This is a genomic window from Streptomyces capitiformicae (assembly GCF_002214185.1).
Taxonomy (GTDB): Bacteria; Actinomycetota; Actinomycetes; order Streptomycetales; family Streptomycetaceae; genus Streptomyces; species Streptomyces capitiformicae.
Map to the genome: position 1 here is coordinate 9,637,377 of NZ_CP022161.1, position 16,502 is coordinate 9,653,878.

At 68.8% G+C, this 16,502-nt stretch carries 21 protein-coding genes and 1 tRNA gene; 15 read left to right on the plus strand and 7 right to left on the minus strand.

What is annotated here, in order from left to right; translation table 11 throughout:
• Positions 1–182 precede the first annotated feature (182 nt).
• The 10 genes from CES90_RS43310 to CES90_RS43355 all read left to right on the plus strand — a co-directional run bounded on the left by CES90_RS43310 (position 183) and on the right by CES90_RS43355 (position 7,608).
• The gene (locus tag CES90_RS43310; protein ID WP_189788475.1) at positions 183–1,247 is read left to right on the plus strand and encodes an ATP-binding protein; all 1,065 of its coding nucleotides are present in this window, start codon (positions 183–185) and stop codon (positions 1,245–1,247) included.
• 128 nt (positions 1,248–1,375) lie between these two features.
• Complete coding sequence (locus tag CES90_RS43315; protein WP_189788499.1) at positions 1,376–1,540, plus strand: hypothetical protein; 165 nt, start codon at positions 1,376–1,378, stop codon at positions 1,538–1,540.
• A gap of 316 nt (positions 1,541–1,856) precedes the next feature.
• A complete protein-coding gene (locus tag CES90_RS52250; protein ID WP_373313639.1) occupies positions 1,857–2,300 on the plus strand; it encodes a DUF5994 family protein in 444 nt (147 codons plus the stop codon).
• A 10-nt stretch (positions 2,301–2,310) separates the two neighbouring features.
• Positions 2,311–2,586 (plus strand): hypothetical protein, encoded by a 276-nt coding sequence (locus tag CES90_RS43325; protein ID WP_189788500.1) that lies wholly within the window; start codon positions 2,311–2,313, stop codon positions 2,584–2,586.
• A gap of 53 nt (positions 2,587–2,639) precedes the next feature.
• The gene (locus CES90_RS43330) at positions 2,640–2,987 is read left to right on the plus strand and encodes an STAS domain-containing protein (protein ID WP_229914524.1); all 348 of its coding nucleotides are present in this window, start codon (positions 2,640–2,642) and stop codon (positions 2,985–2,987) included.
• 274 nt (positions 2,988–3,261) lie between these two features.
• Entirely contained in the window at positions 3,262–4,503 is a 1,242-nt protein-coding gene (locus CES90_RS43335; RefSeq protein WP_189788501.1) for a PP2C family protein-serine/threonine phosphatase, read from the plus strand.
• Between the two features lie 461 nt (positions 4,504–4,964).
• Positions 4,965–5,390, plus strand: a complete 426-nt coding sequence (locus CES90_RS43340) for an STAS domain-containing protein (RefSeq protein ID WP_189788502.1) — start codon at positions 4,965–4,967, stop codon at positions 5,388–5,390.
• Entirely contained in the window at positions 5,387–6,058 is a 672-nt protein-coding gene (locus CES90_RS43345) for a hypothetical protein (RefSeq protein WP_229914525.1), read from the plus strand. The genes CES90_RS43340 and CES90_RS43345 overlap by 4 nt, the downstream gene beginning before the upstream one ends.
• A gap of 91 nt (positions 6,059–6,149) precedes the next feature.
• Positions 6,150–6,812, plus strand: a complete 663-nt coding sequence (locus CES90_RS43350; RefSeq protein WP_229914526.1) for a GAF and ANTAR domain-containing protein — start codon at positions 6,150–6,152, stop codon at positions 6,810–6,812.
• 79 nt (positions 6,813–6,891) lie between these two features.
• Positions 6,892–7,608, plus strand: a complete 717-nt coding sequence (locus CES90_RS43355; RefSeq protein ID WP_189788505.1) for a GAF and ANTAR domain-containing protein — start codon at positions 6,892–6,894, stop codon at positions 7,606–7,608.
• A 307-nt stretch (positions 7,609–7,915) separates the two neighbouring features.
• Here the strand turns inward: CES90_RS43355 and CES90_RS43360 are convergent, their stop codons facing one another.
• Complete coding sequence (locus CES90_RS43360; RefSeq protein ID WP_189788506.1) at positions 7,916–8,509, minus strand: TetR/AcrR family transcriptional regulator; 594 nt, start codon at positions 8,507–8,509, stop codon at positions 7,916–7,918.
• A gap of 125 nt (positions 8,510–8,634) precedes the next feature.
• On the opposite strand from CES90_RS43360, the gene CES90_RS43365 reads away from it, so the two are divergent.
• Both CES90_RS43365 and CES90_RS43370 read left to right on the plus strand, forming a co-directional pair.
• A complete protein-coding gene (locus CES90_RS43365; protein WP_189788507.1) occupies positions 8,635–10,065 on the plus strand; it encodes an amidase in 1,431 nt (476 codons plus the stop codon).
• A gap of 179 nt (positions 10,066–10,244) precedes the next feature.
• A complete protein-coding gene (locus CES90_RS43370) occupies positions 10,245–10,784 on the plus strand; it encodes a DUF2087 domain-containing protein (protein WP_189788508.1) in 540 nt (179 codons plus the stop codon).
• Positions 10,785–10,863: 79 nt separating this feature from the next.
• On the opposite strand, the gene CES90_RS43375 is transcribed toward CES90_RS43370, so the two are convergent.
• Both CES90_RS43375 and CES90_RS43380 read right to left on the minus strand, forming a co-directional pair.
• On the minus strand, positions 10,864–11,247 hold the full coding sequence (locus CES90_RS43375) for a DUF6262 family protein (RefSeq protein WP_189788509.1): 384 nt from the start codon (positions 11,245–11,247) through the stop codon (positions 10,864–10,866).
• A 362-nt stretch (positions 11,248–11,609) separates the two neighbouring features.
• The gene (locus CES90_RS43380; protein WP_189788510.1) at positions 11,610–12,443 is read right to left on the minus strand and encodes a YhjD/YihY/BrkB family envelope integrity protein; all 834 of its coding nucleotides are present in this window, start codon (positions 12,441–12,443) and stop codon (positions 11,610–11,612) included.
• Positions 12,444–12,602: 159 nt separating this feature from the next.
• Between CES90_RS43380 and CES90_RS43385 the strand changes: the two genes are divergently transcribed.
• The 3 genes from CES90_RS43385 (at position 12,603) to CES90_RS43395 (ending at position 13,413) form a co-directional block, all read left to right on the plus strand.
• Complete coding sequence (locus tag CES90_RS43385; protein WP_189788511.1) at positions 12,603–12,959, plus strand: PRC-barrel domain-containing protein; 357 nt, start codon at positions 12,603–12,605, stop codon at positions 12,957–12,959.
• 36 nt (positions 12,960–12,995) lie between these two features.
• The gene (locus CES90_RS43390; RefSeq protein WP_189788512.1) at positions 12,996–13,166 is read left to right on the plus strand and encodes a hypothetical protein; all 171 of its coding nucleotides are present in this window, start codon (positions 12,996–12,998) and stop codon (positions 13,164–13,166) included.
• A gap of 166 nt (positions 13,167–13,332) precedes the next feature.
• Positions 13,333–13,413, plus strand: a tRNA-Gly gene (locus tag CES90_RS43395).
• Positions 13,414–13,519: 106 nt separating this feature from the next.
• On the opposite strand, the gene CES90_RS43400 is transcribed toward CES90_RS43395, so the two are convergent.
• The 4 genes from CES90_RS43400 to CES90_RS43415 form a co-directional block, all read right to left on the minus strand.
• Positions 13,520–14,386 (minus strand): tyrosinase family protein, encoded by an 867-nt coding sequence (locus tag CES90_RS43400; protein WP_189788513.1) that lies wholly within the window; start codon positions 14,384–14,386, stop codon positions 13,520–13,522.
• Positions 14,370–14,840, minus strand: coding sequence for a tyrosinase family oxidase copper chaperone (locus CES90_RS43405; RefSeq protein WP_373313637.1), 471 nt, complete (start codon positions 14,838–14,840; stop codon positions 14,370–14,372). Before CES90_RS43405 ends, CES90_RS43400 begins: the two co-directional genes overlap by 17 nt.
• Positions 14,841–15,037: 197 nt before the next feature.
• The gene (locus tag CES90_RS43410; RefSeq protein ID WP_189788514.1) at positions 15,038–15,280 is read right to left on the minus strand and encodes a hypothetical protein; all 243 of its coding nucleotides are present in this window, start codon (positions 15,278–15,280) and stop codon (positions 15,038–15,040) included.
• A gap of 271 nt (positions 15,281–15,551) precedes the next feature.
• Positions 15,552–16,232 (minus strand): hypothetical protein, encoded by a 681-nt coding sequence (locus CES90_RS43415; RefSeq protein WP_189788515.1) that lies wholly within the window; start codon positions 16,230–16,232, stop codon positions 15,552–15,554.
• Positions 16,233–16,502 lie beyond the last annotated feature (270 nt).

The window sequence follows — 16,502 nt, forward strand, 5'->3', positions numbered from 1 at the left end:
GGTTCGTGACCTGCGGGTTCGTTGTGGCTCCGTCGCCAGAAGTTACCCACGGGTCATGAACCTTTTGAACGCAATCAGCAAAAGCAGCAGAAGTCAGATAACACTCATGGCCACCTCCTCCGTGTTCTGCGCGCGAAGAACTCGTGAACGTGTCAACTCACGGACTGCAGAAGGGATTTGTGATGTCTGTGGCGTACGACGCACCGGCTGTCCGCGCGGACAGTGAGCCCTTCGTCAGCAGATCGGCGGAGGTGGACCGGCTCGACGCCGTCCTGGAACGCCTGGCGGACGGCGGGCCCTCGGTCGTCGACATCACCGGTGAGGCCGGCATCGGCAAGAGCCGGCTGCTGACCGAGTTCGGCGTGCGGGCCCGGCGCCGTGGGATGACCGTGCTGCGGGGCCAGGCCGCGGAGTACGAGCGGCACAGCCCGTTCCAGCCGTTCGCCGATGCCTTCGCCTGGGTCGGCCGGCGGGATCTGGAGGCGGTTCCGGAGTTGCGGGAACTTCCCGCGATGCTGCGCGGCAGTTTCGAGGAGGCGAGCAGTGGCCGGTGGACCGGCGACCGCTTCGGCCTCTACCAGGAGACGGCGGCCGTCCTTGGCCGTGTTCGCGGGACCGGCCTTGCCGTGCTCCTCGACGACCTGCACTGGGCGGACCCGGCGTCGCTGGAACTGCTCGACTACCTCATCCGGCATCCACTGCGGGCCCCTGTGCTCCTGGTCGTCGCGCGGCGTGACCGTCAGACGCCGATGGTGCTCACCACCGCTCTGACCCGTGGGGTCGACACCGGCGCGGTTCTGCGGATCGCCCTGGGGCCGCTTGGCGAGCGCGACTGCGTCGAAGAACTCGCCCGCGACCTGCCTCCGCGGCGCGCTGCCGAGATCTACGCCGCGAGTGAGGGCAACCCGCTGTACTTCCTGACCCTCCTCCAGGCCCATCGAGGGTCTCGTCCGCCCCTGATGCCTTCGCCGCCGCTGTCCGCTCCTGCCGAGGGCCCGACAGGAAGCGGTCCGCGCACGGGGCTCGAAGCCCTGCTGCTCGACGAACTGCCGTCGCTCGAACCGCTGGAGCGGCGGATCCTCGGCGCGACCGCGGTCCTCGGCGACCACGCCACCCCCGAGATGCTCGGCGCCATCACCGCAGTACCTGTCAGTGAGGTCGTAGAGGCTCTGCACCAGGTGATGAAGCGTGACCTCATGAGACCGAGCAATGCTCAAGACCTAATAGCAGTGCGCGGTGACGGGTGACCCCTACTCAAGACCTGGAGCTGGACTCCTCTCCACAGGATGTGTATTTGTTCGACGAGGAGGAGGAACAACCAGAGCGGCGGCTCGAGTAATCGCTTGCCGGAGCCGAATCGAGCAAGGAGCGCGCGATGGGTATGGCCGCGGTTGGCCTGTTCACCGGGATGGCGCTGGGTTTCGCCGGACGGTTCGCCGACGGTGAGGGGAACTCGGCGACCTATTCCACACCCGCGAGCACGGCAACCGGCGGCGGTGAGACCAACTGTTCCTCGGAGGACCACCGCCGACGGAAGTGAGCCGACGTCCAGGAGCGGTCCGTTCGGCCCCTTCGGGAAGTAGCGTGAATTCATCGGGAGCACTTCGCACACCGGCTCCGATGCCGGTGTCGTTCCCAGTGAGCAACGACACCGGGCAGTTGCGCTCGCGCAGAGGTCCGGAGACGGGTTCGCGCGATGTCCGCGACCACCTCTCCTCCCCCGCTACGGGCCGTTCCCTTCAGGGCCCCGACCGCGCGCCTCGCGCTGAAACCCGTGAGTTCCTTCACCAGGGCACGTCGGGCTGGACGGTGCCTGGTGGCCTCGGTCACGTGACCTGACACACGAACTCTCCGCTCTGGCGGACGTACTGGATCCGCTGTGGGGACGGATCACCCATATCGCCGTCAACCCGGAGCACTGGCCGGTCATCCCCCGCCAGATTCCTGTGGACGGCCACATCGTCAAGGTCGGCTGGTTCACCCCGGAAATCGACCCGCACAAGCTGCTGCTGCTCTCCTACGGCACCGGCCGTTGGGACCTGCTGATCATCCCGCCCGAGACCGGCGCGGCGTCGGCGGCCCGGCTGATGGCTGCCGCGTCCGACTACGACGGCCCGCCCCTGACCGCGAGCGCGCTCATCGCCGCGGACGAGGCCCGGCACGGCGTCTTGGCGGCCGACCAGCCACCGGACCCGGACGAGGCATGGGAGTACGAGGGCGGCGCCTCCGCGGTGTCCGCGGCCGTTCCCCACCAGACCGGTCCGCCCGGCCGGACCAGCCGACTGATCATCGGTATGTGAGGTGGCCGCCATGAACGCCTTCCTGACAGCCGCTGCCTTCATGGTTCTCATCGCAGCGGGCGCATACGTGATCCACCGGCTCAACATCCAGCACGCCGACAGAATCGCCGTGCGCCGGTACGGCGCCCCCCTGCCCGGCCGCCGCGGCGGCGGCACGCCGCAGCCCCCGGTGGGACCGGACCGGTCCGAGTCACCGACCACCGGCGAACGGCGGGACCACCGCGACGGGGGACGCGGCCGCTTCCGGCCGCGCCGCCGCCGCAGCCGTACCACTCACCACAGGTGACCAGGCGGTTTCCGTCGCCGGGCCAGTGACTGTGCGAGGAGCGGCCGGGTCCCATGAACCGAGGCGTCATGACTCTTCCGCAGCTGAACATCTACCGGCACGACCGGGGCAGGCGAGCACTGATCACCCTGGCCGGTGAGATCGGCCCGGCCACCACGCCCCAGGTGCGGACCGCTCTGGAGCGGTGCCTGAGTGACGGCATCACCACCATCGACGTGGATCTGACCACCGTCGGCCGCTGCGACAGCAGCGGCCCGGGTGCCTTCCTCGATGCCTCGGCGGCGCGCCGCCGAGGCCCACGCGTCCCTGCGGCTGCGCCACCCGTCCCCGCAGACCGCACGGCTCCTCACGGACAGCGGCTCCGATCTTCTGCTCCTGTGAGGGCTCCTGGAGAGATGTAGTGCACACGGGACGGAGAGCCATCTGTTCCGGTCGTGTGTGACATGCCGCCTCTGGCGTAATGGGCTGTTCGGCGTGGCCCACCGCGTCACTCTGTGCGGGTTGATCGCGGTCGTGTCAGGAGCCCGTGTGTACAGATCACGTGAGCGGGTCGAGCGCATCCGCCGTAACCGCAGGACGGACCGCGCGTGTCGGTGCGGGCGCTGGACTCGCGGTACGAGGTGAGCATGGACACGGCGGCTGAATCTTCGACGACGCCGGTGCGGGAGTGCGGTTATGGCGGAAGGTGAGCGCCGACCCGACGAGGGCGTACTGGACCGGTCGGAAGGGTTCGGTGAGCGGCTGCTGGGGGTGCTGCTGGACCGGGCCCACGAGATGCCGCCGCAGCTGATCGCCCCGCTGATCGCGGAAGAGGTGGCCAGGGTCGGTGGCCGCGACGTCTCGATCCTGCTGCAGGACTATGGCCAACTGGTGTTGGTGCCCTTGCCGGGTCGGCGCCTGATGGTCGGCGAGCCCGAGCCGATCGGTGACTCTCCCGCCGGCACGGCCTTTCTGCACGCGACCACTGTCGAGGTGCCGAGGGCCGACGGCATCCGGATGTACCTGCCCTTGCTGGACGGCAGCGACCAGGTGGGCGTGATGGCCCTCACCCTGGACACCGTCGATGCCGACGACCGGCGGCTGCTGCGCAGGCTCGCCGGCCTGGTCGCCGACATGCTGGTCACCAAGCACAGCTACACCGATCAGTTCTTCCTCGCCCGGCGCCGCGAACCGATGAGCGTGGCCGCGGAGATCCAGTGGTCCCTGCTGCCGCCGCTGGCGATGTCCGTCCCGCAGGTCGCGGTTGCCGGAATCCTGGAGCCCGCCTACGACGTCGCAGGCGACAGCTTCGACTACGCCCTCAACGAGGACATCCTGCACGTGGCCATGGTCGATGCGATGGGCCACGGCCTGGACGCCGCCACGATGGCGACCGTCGCCGTCGGGGCCTACCGGCACGCCAGACGTGCCGACATCGGCCTGTCGGAGATCTACACGTTCATGGACCGGGCCATCGCCGAGCAGTTCGGGCCCGACCACTTCGTCACCGCCCAGATGATGCGTCTGAACATCAAGACGGGCCACCTGCAGTGGGTCAACGCGGGCCACCCCGCACCGCTGCTGATCCGTGACCACCAGGTCGTCCGGCAACTGGGAGGCCCGACCACCTTGCCCGTCGGCTTCGGCGGTGAAGAGCCCCGGATCAGCCGGCAGACGCTCCAACGCGGCGACCGAGTGCTGTGCTTCACCGACGGCCTGATCGAGGAGCACGAAACCGGCGAAGAACAATTCGGCGAAGAACAACTCATCCACTGGGTCAACCGCATCGAACACACGGAGAAGGGAGTACGAGCGGTGGTGCGTTCACTCTCCCACGCCCTGAAGCAGCAACGGGGCGGCCGCACCACCGACGACGCGACCCTCTTCCTGATCGAATGGCGAGGGGGCACCGCCGACCACCTCGCGCTCCTGGAGTGAGCCGACAACCGCACGACCGGCTCCGTCATGCGAGCCACCTCCTGGGGCGGTGCACCAGGTGCCGTACTCTGCCGGCCGTCATGAGTGCCTTCCGTCCAACTGCTGTTGCGATGCCTCGGACATGCGCGAGCCACCGCGTGTTTTGCACCGTCCATATCCTGGGATTGGGCTGCTTCGGACCGTCCGTCACACGACACAGGGACTACGCTGCCGTGTAGACGTCCCAGACCCCGGCGGCATGCTGTTGCTGAACACAGATGGCTGCGGGGTGCGGACTCTTCGTCCGTCACCCGGCGCTTCCCTGGAGGGAACTGGGTGGGTCCTCTGTCCTGCTGCGCAGGCTGTCGGACCGGCCGTTGCTCTGCCTCCGCCGAAAGTACGCCCCTGCCGGGGGCGCGCCCAGGGTGCCGGAACTCCGGCTCACCGTGCCGCTGCCGGATCGTCTTCCGAACCGAGGCGTCATGCCCCTCTCACAGCTCACGGTCCACCGCCATGACCAAAGGAAACAGGCGCTGATCACCCTGTCCGGTGACATCGACCTCGAATCCGCGCCGTTGGTGCGCGAGTCCCTGGAGCGGTGCCTGCGGGACGGTATCCGCACCATCGACGTCGACCTCACCCCCGTCACCTTCTGCGACTGCAGCGGGCTCAACGCGTTCCTCCACGCCGCGCAGCAGACCACCATGGCCGGTGGGACCCTGCGACTGCACCATCCGCCGACGACGCTGGCTCGGATTCTCGACCTCGCCGGCTGCGAGTTCCTGCTCCTCGGCCTTCCGTTCGGCCACCTGTCACCACCTCTCGGCGACACCCCGGCCGCGCCCCGTCCAGCCCCGCCGCACAGGTCCGTCCCGGCTGCGCCTGTTCCCTCAGGCGATGTGCGATGACGGCCGAACCCGGGCGCGGACAGTCACGGAAGTCGGGGGACGGCGAGCCGTCCGACCTGGCTCCGGTGCGGTTGCGTCGACTGAACCGTAGGCTGGTGGAGGACCTGCGTGAGGAGCTGTCGGGGCTGTATGTGGAGTCCCGCGCAACGCCGCCGGGTGATCCATACCGCCGTCCCAGCCGCCAGAACTTCCTCAACCGTCTCACTGTGGACATGCGCCGACCGGGATTCGCCATGGTGATCGCCGAGGCGGACAGCCTGATGGGATGCGCCTTCGGATTCCCCGTAGGTGGCGACGGCTCCTGGTGGCTCGGCTTCGACGGAGCATTGCCGCGCAGCATCGAGCAACTCACAGCGTCCGGCAACGTCTTCGCGTTCGCCGCCATCCTGATCCGGCCACACCCGCAGGACCGGGAACTCGCCCGTCGTGTGCAGGAGCGGCTGCTGACCGACCACCAGGCATCACTCGGCGCCACCCTGGTGGACCGGACCGATCACCCAACCCTCACTACGCTCCGCTCCTGGGGGTGGCTGGACATCGGAGAGCTTCGCAGGCCACTGGGCGCCACCACGTTCCGCGCGCTGGTACTTCCCCTCGGGGAACGCACCACGGCGAGGCTGGAGGGCCTTGTCACGGTGCCTGGAGGCGGCGGCCCCAGTGAGGCCTGACAGGCGGTCGACCCGCATTCGGATGCTGGTGGCCGAGCAGGCGGTGCGACGAGGTGCCCCGGTGAGTGTGGTGGACGTGTGCACCGCGGCCGTGGCCGCGCTGCCGGTCGGCGGGGCCGGGCTGTCGGCGATGTCCCGGACCGCTGCGGCCAGCCATCCGCTGTGCAGCACCGACGACATCAGCGAGCAGCTGGAAGAGCTCCAGCTCACGCTGGGCGAGGGGCCCTGCATGGACGCCTTTGTACGCGGCTCGGCCGTCCTGACACCCGATCTGCTCACCACTGAACTTCAGGATCAGTGGGCCGTGTTCGCCGAGGCGGCCTTGGAAGCCGGAGCCCGCGCGGTGTTCTCGCTCCCCCTGCAGAAGGGGGCGATCAGCCCGGGAGTTCTGGACCTGTACGCCGACATTCCGACCGTACTGGACGCGGAGGAACTGGCCGATGCACTGGCGTTCGCCGATCTCGCGACGCTGCTCCTGCTCGACACGAGGATCGACGAGGCGGGCGCGCCGACCGGCGGGCCGATGCCGGACCGCGGCTTCGAGGACCTTGGCGCATACCGAGCGGAGATCGACCAGGCCAGCGGGATACTCACGGTTCAGCTAGGAGTCGGCATCGAAGAAGCCTTCGTCCGGCTCCGCGCCTATGCCTATGTGCAGGGCCGCCGGCTCGCGGACGTGGCCGCCGACGTGGTGGCCCGACGGCTTCGTTTCTCCCCGGACGCGGAGCCGGACCAGGACGAGGAGGAAACCTGACGCATCGGTGCCGGCCGAGGAACGTGCCGTACTTCCCGCCCCTTCGGGCAGGGACAAGTCTCAATCGAGGGTGCCCACGATGGACCAACAGCTACTGGCCAAGACCTTCGTCGAGCTGGCCGACAATCTGGTCGCCGACTTCGACCTCATCGATTTCCTGCGCCTGCTGACCGACCGCTGCGTCGGCATGCTCGACGCGAGCGCCGCCGGGGTGCTGCTCGCCGACCGGGACGGCAAGCTCCGCGTCATGGCCGCCTCCGACGAACAGGTGCGCCTGCTGGAGCTCTTCCAGCTCCAAAACGACGAAGGCCCCTGCCTCGAGTGCTTCCGCACCGGCGCACCGGTGATCATCCACGACCTGACCCGGGAGGTCGACCGCTGGCCGCGTTTCGTCACGGTGGCCCACCGCATCGGATTCGGAGCCGTCCAGGCCCTGCCCATGCGCCTGCGGGACGAGACCGTGGGCGCCCTGAACCTCTTCCGCGCCGCCCCCGGACCCTTCGACCCGGCCGCCACACTCATCGCCCAGGCGCTGGCAGACGTCGCCACCATCAGCCTGCTGCAACAACGCACCGCTCAGCGCAGCACGGTACTCAACGAGCAGCTGCAGACGGCGCTGAACAGCCGGGTACTGATCGAACAGGCCAAGGGGAAGCTCGCCGAACGCCAGGGCATCGACATGGAGCAGGCGTTCACCGCGCTGCGCGGTTACGCCCGCGCCCACAACCGGCGCCTGGCCGATGTGGCCCGCGCCCTCATCGACAGCTCCGAACCCCTCGCCGGCCTGGGGTCCTGACCGACCTTCATGGATGGCTCGGTGGCTCGTCATGGGTTCTGATCTGACGCTTTGCGTGGCAGGCATGTCCGTGACGGGTTAGGCCGGCCGCTGGCCTCGGTCGCGGACAACGAGATCGGCAGGCTGCCCTGGAACTGCTGTGGGGCGCTTCTGCGGTGACGACCTGGACTTCCGCCAGGCGTCGGTGCTGTCCGCCCCCGGTGACAGCCGACGCTGATCGTAGGCGGCTCGATTCGCCTGTCGCTCCCGCCTCACTTGGTCCGGTTCATGGAAGTGGGGAGTCCGGGGAGGGGGTGCGCGTGACCGGTTACTCCCAGAGGCGGGCCAGGTGCGTGTGGAGGACGTCGTGTGCTTCGTGCGGGGTGAGGTGGCCGATGAGGACGTGCGCGGTGAGGCCGTCCGCGAGGGCGAGGAGGGTGCGGGCCTCGAGCTGCGGATCGAGGCGCACGGCGCGGTCGGCACCCTCGCCGGCTTCCGAGATGAGGCGGGTGAACGCCTCCTGCAGGGTTGCGTAGTTCGCCGTCAGCGTCCTGGCGAGCGCCTTGTTCACAGCCGCCTGCGCGACGAAGGCGAGCCAGACCCTGGCCTCGGCGCGGTGCTCTTCCCGGAGCAGTGAGATCTCGGTGGCCGCGTGGCCCAGGGCGGTGCCGGCCGACTGGGCTGGGGTCCTGAGGAGTCGGGCCTGTACACGCTCGCTGATCCGCTCGCTGATGTGACCGAGAGCGAACACCAGCATCTCTTCCTTGGTGCGGAAGCACCGCTGAACTGCGCCCATCGACACCTGCGCGCGGGCGGCGACATCGCGAAGGGTCACGCCCTCCAGTCCGCCTTCGTCGGCGAGGTGGCATACGGCCTCGGCGATGAGACGGCGTCGGCTCACGTGATCCACCTGCCTGGGCATGTCCGATCGCCTCTCAGTTTCACAGCGCTCCGCTTCGCAGCGCAGTTTATGCGATGCGCACGTATCGGTTCCCGGGTACGGTTCCGATGCAAGCGCATTGGTACGTGGATGAGGAAGGTGAAGCCATGCAGGACGCCCTGTGGAAGATGCCGGCCGCCGCGCAGGCGGAGGCTGTACGCAGCGCAGAGGTCTCGGCCGTCGAACTGGTCGACAGTCACCTGGATCGCATCGCCGAGGTCAACCCGCAGGTGAACGCGGTCACGCAGCTCCTGGCGGAGCGGGCACGTGAGGCCGCGGCACAGACGGACCGTCGGCGGGCCGCCGGTGAAGCGCTGGGGCCCCTCGCGGGGGTGCCCTTCACGGTGAAGGAGAGCACCGCCGTCGAAGGCGTGCCGACCACGTTCGGCACGCAGCGCTTCCACGATCTGGTGGCGTCGGCCGACGCACTCCCGGTGGCACGGCTGCGCGCAGCCGGAGCCATCCCCATCGGGCACAGCAACATCCCCACCCTGATCCTGGCGGGGATGCACACGCGCAGCGAGCTGTTCGGCGACACGGTCAACCCGTGGGACAGCAGCCGGACCCCGGGCGGCTCCAGCGGAGGCGACGCGGTGGCCGTTGCCACGGGCATGGCAGCGCTCGGGCTCGGCAATGACTCTGGCGGGTCAGTGCGCATCCCGGCCCAGTTCTGCGGTGTGGCCGGGCTGAAGCCGTCCACGGGCCGGTTCCCCGCCGACCACCGCGTTCTCGGCCCGGACGACCCGGGCCCGGCGTCCCAGATGCTGGTCACCGACGGCCCGCTGGCCCGGAGCGTGGGCGACCTACGGCTGGCTTTCGAGGCGCTGGCTGGGACCGATCCGCGAGACCCGCGGGCCGTGCCGGTACCCGCCTACGGCGAACCGCTCCCCGGACGCGTGAAGGTCGCGGTCGTGGCGGACCCTGGCGGGCACGGCGTCCACCCCACGGTTCGCGGAGCCATCGCGTCCGCGGCCGACGCGCTCCGCGACGCTGGATACGACGTGCGCGAGGAGCAGGACGTACCGCGGATGGACGAGGCCCTTGAGGCGTACGGCCGGATCACTGTGACCGAGTTCGCCCCGACCTGGCCGGTGGTGCGCAGGCTGCTCGGCAAGGGCGGGGACCGCTATATCGAGATGGCGATGGAGCAGACCCCGCCCGTAAGCGCGGAGGAGTTCATGAAGTTGATGGGCACCTGGATGAACATCCGCCGCTCATGGGCCGAATTCCTCAACGAATACCCGCTGTTGCTCGGCCCAGTCTTCACCGAGCCACCGGTCGAGCCGGGGCTGGAGTCGCGTGACAGGTCAGGTAGGGACCGTGTCGGGTCGGGAATGCGCCTGTGCACCGTGACCAGTTTCGTGGGCGTACCCGGTGTGGCCATACCGACCGGGATGGTCGACGGGCTCCCCTGCGGAGTACAGATCGTCGGGCGCGCGTTTCGGGAGGACCTGTGCCTGGGCGCGGCCCAGGCGATCGAGGACCGGCTCGGAGTTCTCACACCGCTCGACCCGCGTGTGGGAAGCCGGGCTTATTGAGCCCTTGGGCCATAGAGGGCGCGCGCGGCGGCCCCCGTACCCCTCACGCCCCCGTCCCGGCGGCCTGGCTGAAACGCACCCGTTCACGACGAACCGCTCTCAACGGCAGCCCGAGATCACGGTACTTGTAGAGACGCCCGAGGCTCCAACGACGATCGGCACCCGAAACAACAACCGGAATGGACACCATGAACCCCGCCGAGGACTATTCGCCCTCCTGCCGCGACTTGGTCGGTCTCCTCGCCCAGACCGACCGGCGCGCCGCCTACGCGGCCCTCGCCCTCGGCGCGACCTCCGTGGCGGAGGTCGCCGAACTGACCAAGCTCCGCCCACCGGCCGCTGCCGCGGCTCTGCAGAAGCTGACGGACGGCCGGATCGCCGCCTTCGACAGCGAAAAGCGCACGTACACGCTGCTCGACGACACTTTTCGGCTCGCAGTCCAGGCCGAGGTCAGCGTCTCCGGCCGGGGCAGCGGAGACGGGGCGGGCTCCTACTTCCGCCGTGGTCGGCTCACGTCCATTCCGGGCAAGGCGGAGGTACGCAGCCGTGTTCTGGCCGTTGTGAAGGACTCGTTCGAGCCCGGCGTGACTTACTCCGAGGCCAAGGTCAACGCGATCTGCGGCGAATGGTTCGACGACTGGGTGAGCCTGCGCCGTGCCCTCGTGGACGAGGGTCTGTTGCGCAGAAACGAGTCCGGCACCACCTACGAGCGCGTCTGACGGATGGTGCGAGTATTGGCCGGCGACGCCCGCACACCCGAGGATGCCACCGCGCCGACCTGCAACGCGCTTCGACCGATCAAGGCAACGGCCGTTCGCTGCGCAGCCTGCGGACCTCGCCGTATGCGGTCTCCAGTCGTCGGGTGAGTTCGCTGTTCTCGGCCCGCAGATGGTTGATGCGCGTGAGCGCGATCTCCAGACGTCGCTGGATGGACGTGGCCGAGGCGGGTTGCAAGCCGGTCCGCTGGCTGGAGGGCCGCCGGTTCTGCAACTGTCGGATGGCCGTGAGGAGATCTTGTTGCGTGTAGAGCCAGGACCTTGAAACACCCGCTTCCTTCGCGATCGCCGCGAAGCTGGTGTGGCTGCCGGTGCGCTGGGCCGCTGAGATGGCCTTCTCGGCGTTGGTTCGGGCACGCCGGCTGCGGCGTCGGGGGGGTCGAAGCCCGAAGCCTCTTCGAAGCACTGGTCACCGACCAGGCGACCGACCCGTCCCGGCCCCACCCACCGTCGCCCGCCGACCAAGGCCACGCACTGTGGGCAGGGGCCCGGCGCCACGCGAAGGGAATCGGCCCGTGATGACGTACGGCCCTCACTGGCTCGACGGTGTGGTCTGCGGCGGAACGAGTGCCGGTGTCCCATGAGGATGGCGATGCCCAAGTACATGCCCACCAGCATGGTCAGGGCAGAGCGTGGTGGAGGGCGCTGCCGTTGGCCCAGGAGCCGACCTCGCACCTTGTAGAGGCCCGCGGATCCGAAGAGGAACCAGGCCCGGCAGCGATGACGAACTCGCGGCCCAAGCGAAATGACCAGTTGCAGGGAGGCATTTCATCTGCGCCGTTTCCGTGCGTGTGCCATGCGCGGGAGTTCCTCGTGGAGCAGTCGGCCGACCAGCGCACCGCCGAAGACGACGATACCCACGCCGACCAGCCAGGACTGGATGACGAGGACGGTTCCCATGGGGCCGTAGGTGACGGTGTTGGAGGCGATCAACGGCGAGAAGACGAGCCTGGAGAAGACCCTCAGGCCGAGCAGCCCGATCACGGTGGCCACGGCGCCGGGAAACAGGGCACGCCAGCGGATCCTCCCGCCGAGCAGCAGGCGCTGGGACCACCACAGCAACAGGACGGCACTCAGCGACACGACGGCCCCACCTGCCAGGGGTTCACGCCGCAGCGCGGTGGTGGCGGAGACGTAGAGATATCCGGTGAGGACGCCGAGCCACATCACATGCCGCCACCTGGCCCACCAGCGGGCCGGCGACAGGCCCCAGACCTTCTCATAGCCGGTCTGCACCGCCGCCCCGAAGGTCAGACCGAACACGGCAAGGGCGGCGATACCGAACGCGGTCGTGGTCCGCAGTGCCTGGCCGGGCCCGGTGAACAACTGCTCGACCTGCCGCATGGAGGCCGTCGACACTCCGAGCCCTTCTCCCAGCCACTGCGCGAACCCCCGCCCGTGCTCGGGATCGGCAGAGGAGACAATGATCAGCAGCGGCACCAGCGTGAGCAATCCCAGCGCCGCGAAACCCAGCGAGCGCGACCACAGCTCAATTTCCCTGCTCCGCCGCCATCCGCGCCCGACTGGCGAATGGCTGATCAGGCGGTGCAGCGGCCCGAACCGAGAGGAACGGTCCGCGGCACCGGAAGGCTTCATCGGCATGCCTGTCGACTACCACGTTCGGAACCCCTGCCGCGTGAGGGCACGAAGCAGAGATACCCGGATAACCTGGAAGAACAAAGGGCTACCGGGCTCAGCGGGCTGCCACTGCCCGAGGGGGCGGCGCGTACCGGCTCGGATCAACGGCTCAGGAGGCAGACCATGATCCATTCAGCCGATATCCGCGAGTGGCGCAACCGCAGCGTCGTCGACCCGAAGGGCCACAAGATCGGCGTACTCGAAGCGGTCTACGTCGACACCACCACCGACGAACCGGCCATGGCCACAGTCCGCACCGGACTCCCCATCCGCCACCACCTGGCCTTCGTCCCCCTCGACGAGGCGACCCTCGGACCGGACTATGTCAAGGTCTCCTACACCAAGACGCTGGTGAAAAAGGCACCCTGGGTCGGCATGGACGACATCCTGCCCGCCGAGTCGGAGGAAGCAATCTTCCAGCACTACGACATGCCCTACCAAACGGGCGCAGGCGGCGAGCGGCAACTCGCGCGCCGCTGATCGCCCGCTCAGCCACCCAAGGGAGGTGGACGCGTCATGGCCCTCTTGCTATTTCTCGTTCTGCTCGCCGTCGTGCTGGGAATCATCGGAGTGGCCGCAGAAGGGGTGGGCTACCTACTGATCATCGGCATCGTGATCCTTGTGGCCGCGCTGGGCCTCATCGCCGTCCGCTGGTCCCAGCGCACCGGTCGCCGCCCCCTCCGATAACGAACGGCACCCTGTTACTCCGTGGAGGCCCAGCCGTTGGGAGCCGTTCGGGAGCAGGGCCGCTCGCTGGACCGTCACGCACCCAGCAGTAGTCGAGGCCGGTAGGACCGTTCCCGAGAATGCCGGAAAATGCCCTTGCCAGCCGGTCAGGACAACGCGTAAGAGCAGGTCAGAGGCACAGCAGACGCGCCCGGCCAGGCGCCTTCCAAGCGCTTGGCCGCAGGTTCGAGTCCTGCCGGGGGCGCCACGGAAAGCCCTCCCTTCGCGGAGGGCCTTTTCACGACCTCGTCGTCACCGCCCGCGCACACGTTCCCGCCCCCCTTCCCCCCTCACGCATACCCTCCCCGTACGGGCTACGCGTACCGGTAGATCCCGCTGAGGTCCTCCAGGGAGTCCGGCGTCACGTCCCAGGGCGGCATCGGCTCGTGCCGCGCGACGACCCGGCCGCGCTGTCCGCTGCCCAGGGCCGGCTGCTCGGCGGGGAGATAGCGGGCGTTCGGGTGCCGTCGCTGCCAGCGGGACCAGAGGAGGTCGACGAAGGCGTGGTGCATCCAGAAGACGGGGTCGTTGACGGAGGCGCCGCCGACCATGTGGCCGCCGACCCAACGGTGGACCCGGTTGTGGGTGAGCCACGAAACTACGCCCCGCCCCGACCCCCACCCTTCCAGCCTGTTGCGGAACCCCTTGGCGGACGTGGAGTTCCAGGGGGCCGCGTCGTAAACGGGATCAGCGAGGGCCCGTTCCAGATCCCCGGCCCTGGGCAGCGCGATCGGGTCCCGCGAGCGCCCCAGGTCGCGCGTGAGGAACTCCGTGTCGGTGATCCCCACCTCGATGGTCCACTGGCCGTTGCGGTAGGCGAACGGGCCGGTCATCACCTGCCGGTCGGACCGCCGCCCGGTGCCGCCGAGCAGGTCCGCGGTCCACGGTACGGCCGTCGTGCCGCGGTTGCGTGTCCAGTCCCAGTACGGCACGGTCACCCTGTCGTCCACGCGGCGCAGCGCCTCCTCCAGGTCCAGCAGGAACTTGCGGTGCCAGGGCAGGAAGGTGGGGGCCATGTGGGCGACACGCAGCCCGGCTTCGCCGTCGGAGCGGTAGTACTCGATGTGTGTGCGCACGAACTCGTCGTACTCGCCACGGCGTTTCACCTCCAGCAGCGCGTTGACGAACCGGTGCCGCTCGGACCGGGTCAGCGCACTGACGTCCTTACGCGTGTACACCACGGCGGTGATCCCTTTCGGCTCCCTCGCACCCGCTCGGCGTGCGGCTGCCGTCCGTACGACTGCTTCTGTCACCCGGCGCGCCCAGCCGTGCGGTGGGGCCGAGCTCGTCGACTGCCGCGCGGGCGGCGGCGAGCGGGGTCTCGTACGACTGGTAGTGGTCGATCATGCTCATCCAGCTACCGTCCGCCCGGCGCATCAGATGCAGCGGCCGGCCGTCCACCGTGACGTGCCACGTGCCGGGGGTACCGCCCCCGGACGGCCCGTCTTCGTGCCTGACGCCGACGATTCGGCGGCCGCGATACGTCTCGTCGAACCGCGTTTCCTCCGTTCCGGCCGATCTCGACGCCACCAGGAAGGGCGCGGGCGTGATCCCGAGCGCCGCCACGAACGCTCCCCGCAACACTCGCCGTCGCCCCGTGGTCTCCCCATTCCCAAAGAATCTGCTGGTCGCCAACGTTCTGTCTCCTCCTCGTCATGGAAACGGACCCGCCCATACACGGAATCCTTACAAGGAGCCTTTTCTGGAATCCTCAAGAAGAGCCTTCACACAGAATCCCTGTGCGCAACATAATCAAAGGGCCGATCCCGCATTCGGCGGAATCGGCCCAGGGACGTCACAAGCGTCCGAACCGCTCAGTTCTGCAAAAGTTCTCAGCCCGCCAGCTTGCCACCGTTGCCGAGTCCGCCCGTCGCCCCCTGGAGGGTGCCCGCCAAACCCTGCCTCGGGTCGAGCACCTTCTTCCCGTTCAGCTGGACACCGTCAGTGATGCCGGTCACCGCCTGACCGAGGCCGCCGGACTGGCTCCCCGGGGCGTCCAGGGCGAGAGCGGGAGTGGCGAAACCGGCCACGACCAGGGACCCGGCAACGATGGCGGCAGCCTTCAGAGACTTCATCGTATTTCCTTTCTTCGGCAACCCGAAAGTCGCCAGCGGGAATTACTTCATCGACACCAACGAGCCCCCGCCGCCGAGGAAACCCCGAACACAGAAAATTCCGGCCCGCCGCAGGAAGGTCACCCGAATGAATGAGGAGCGTTTCTTATCCGCGTTTCCCATCCTCCTATGAACGCGGACTCCTATGAACGCGGACTCCCGTGACGCGGGCGCTGCCCGATGACGCGCGCGAGCCGGCGCACCTCATCGGACAGCGAGCGAACTCCCCTTCTCAGGAAGGCTGCTCCAGGGGCACGGGCAGGCCGGGCAGGCTGGGCACGGCACCGAGCAGGAGGGCGACGACGACGCTTGCGAGCTTCGTCGACACGCCCGTGACCGCGGAGAGGGCGCCGGACACGTCACCGGTCTTGGCGGCGGTGACCAACTGATCCACGGCCTTCTGCAGCTCGGCGATCGCATCCGTCAGGGTGTCGGCGGGCGCCGTCTCGTCACGTGCCTCGTTCTCCGCCAACTGCGGTACGAACGCCGGGTTCGCCGACACGTTCGGAACGGTCGGCGCGGCGGGGGTCGTCATCCCCGGAGTCGCCGGGTTCGCGGGGTTCGCGGGGTTCGCGGGGTTCGCGGGGTTCGCGGGAGTCACCGCGGTCGCGGCAACCTTGGCGATGGCAGCCTTGGCGGCGTCGCCGAGTCTCTGCGCATCCGCTTCGGACAGCCGGTGGTTCGGCGCCTTGAGCACGGTGTCCATCAGAGTGGTGACCGGGGGGACCACGATGCCGATGGAGCCCAGGTGCGCTACCTGCCCCTGGAGGGTTTCCGCCTCGGAGACGGGAGCCGACTCACGGGTACGGTCCCGTGCCGTGTCGGCCGCGAGGGCGGTGGGTGCCGTGACACCGATCAGAAACGTGGCGCACAGGGCCGAGGTCGCGATGCGCCGTGCCGTGAAAGTACGCATGGAAGTTCCTTTCGCAAGGGTGCGTGGGGTCCTGTAGCCACCTTTGAATCGGTGACCACACCTTGCAACCGGACAAGCGCACAGTGTGACTGTCCGACCCTTTACGGCACGGCGTCGCCGCTGGTGGGCGACCCTGTCGAACCCTCCGACCGCTCCGTCCCGTTCGGCGCAGCGCTCAAGCGGGAGCGCGACGCACGGGCGGAAGCGCGGACACGAGCCGGCCCGGATGCGACGGCGACCGTGCGGGACCGTCGACACGAGAGGAGGGAT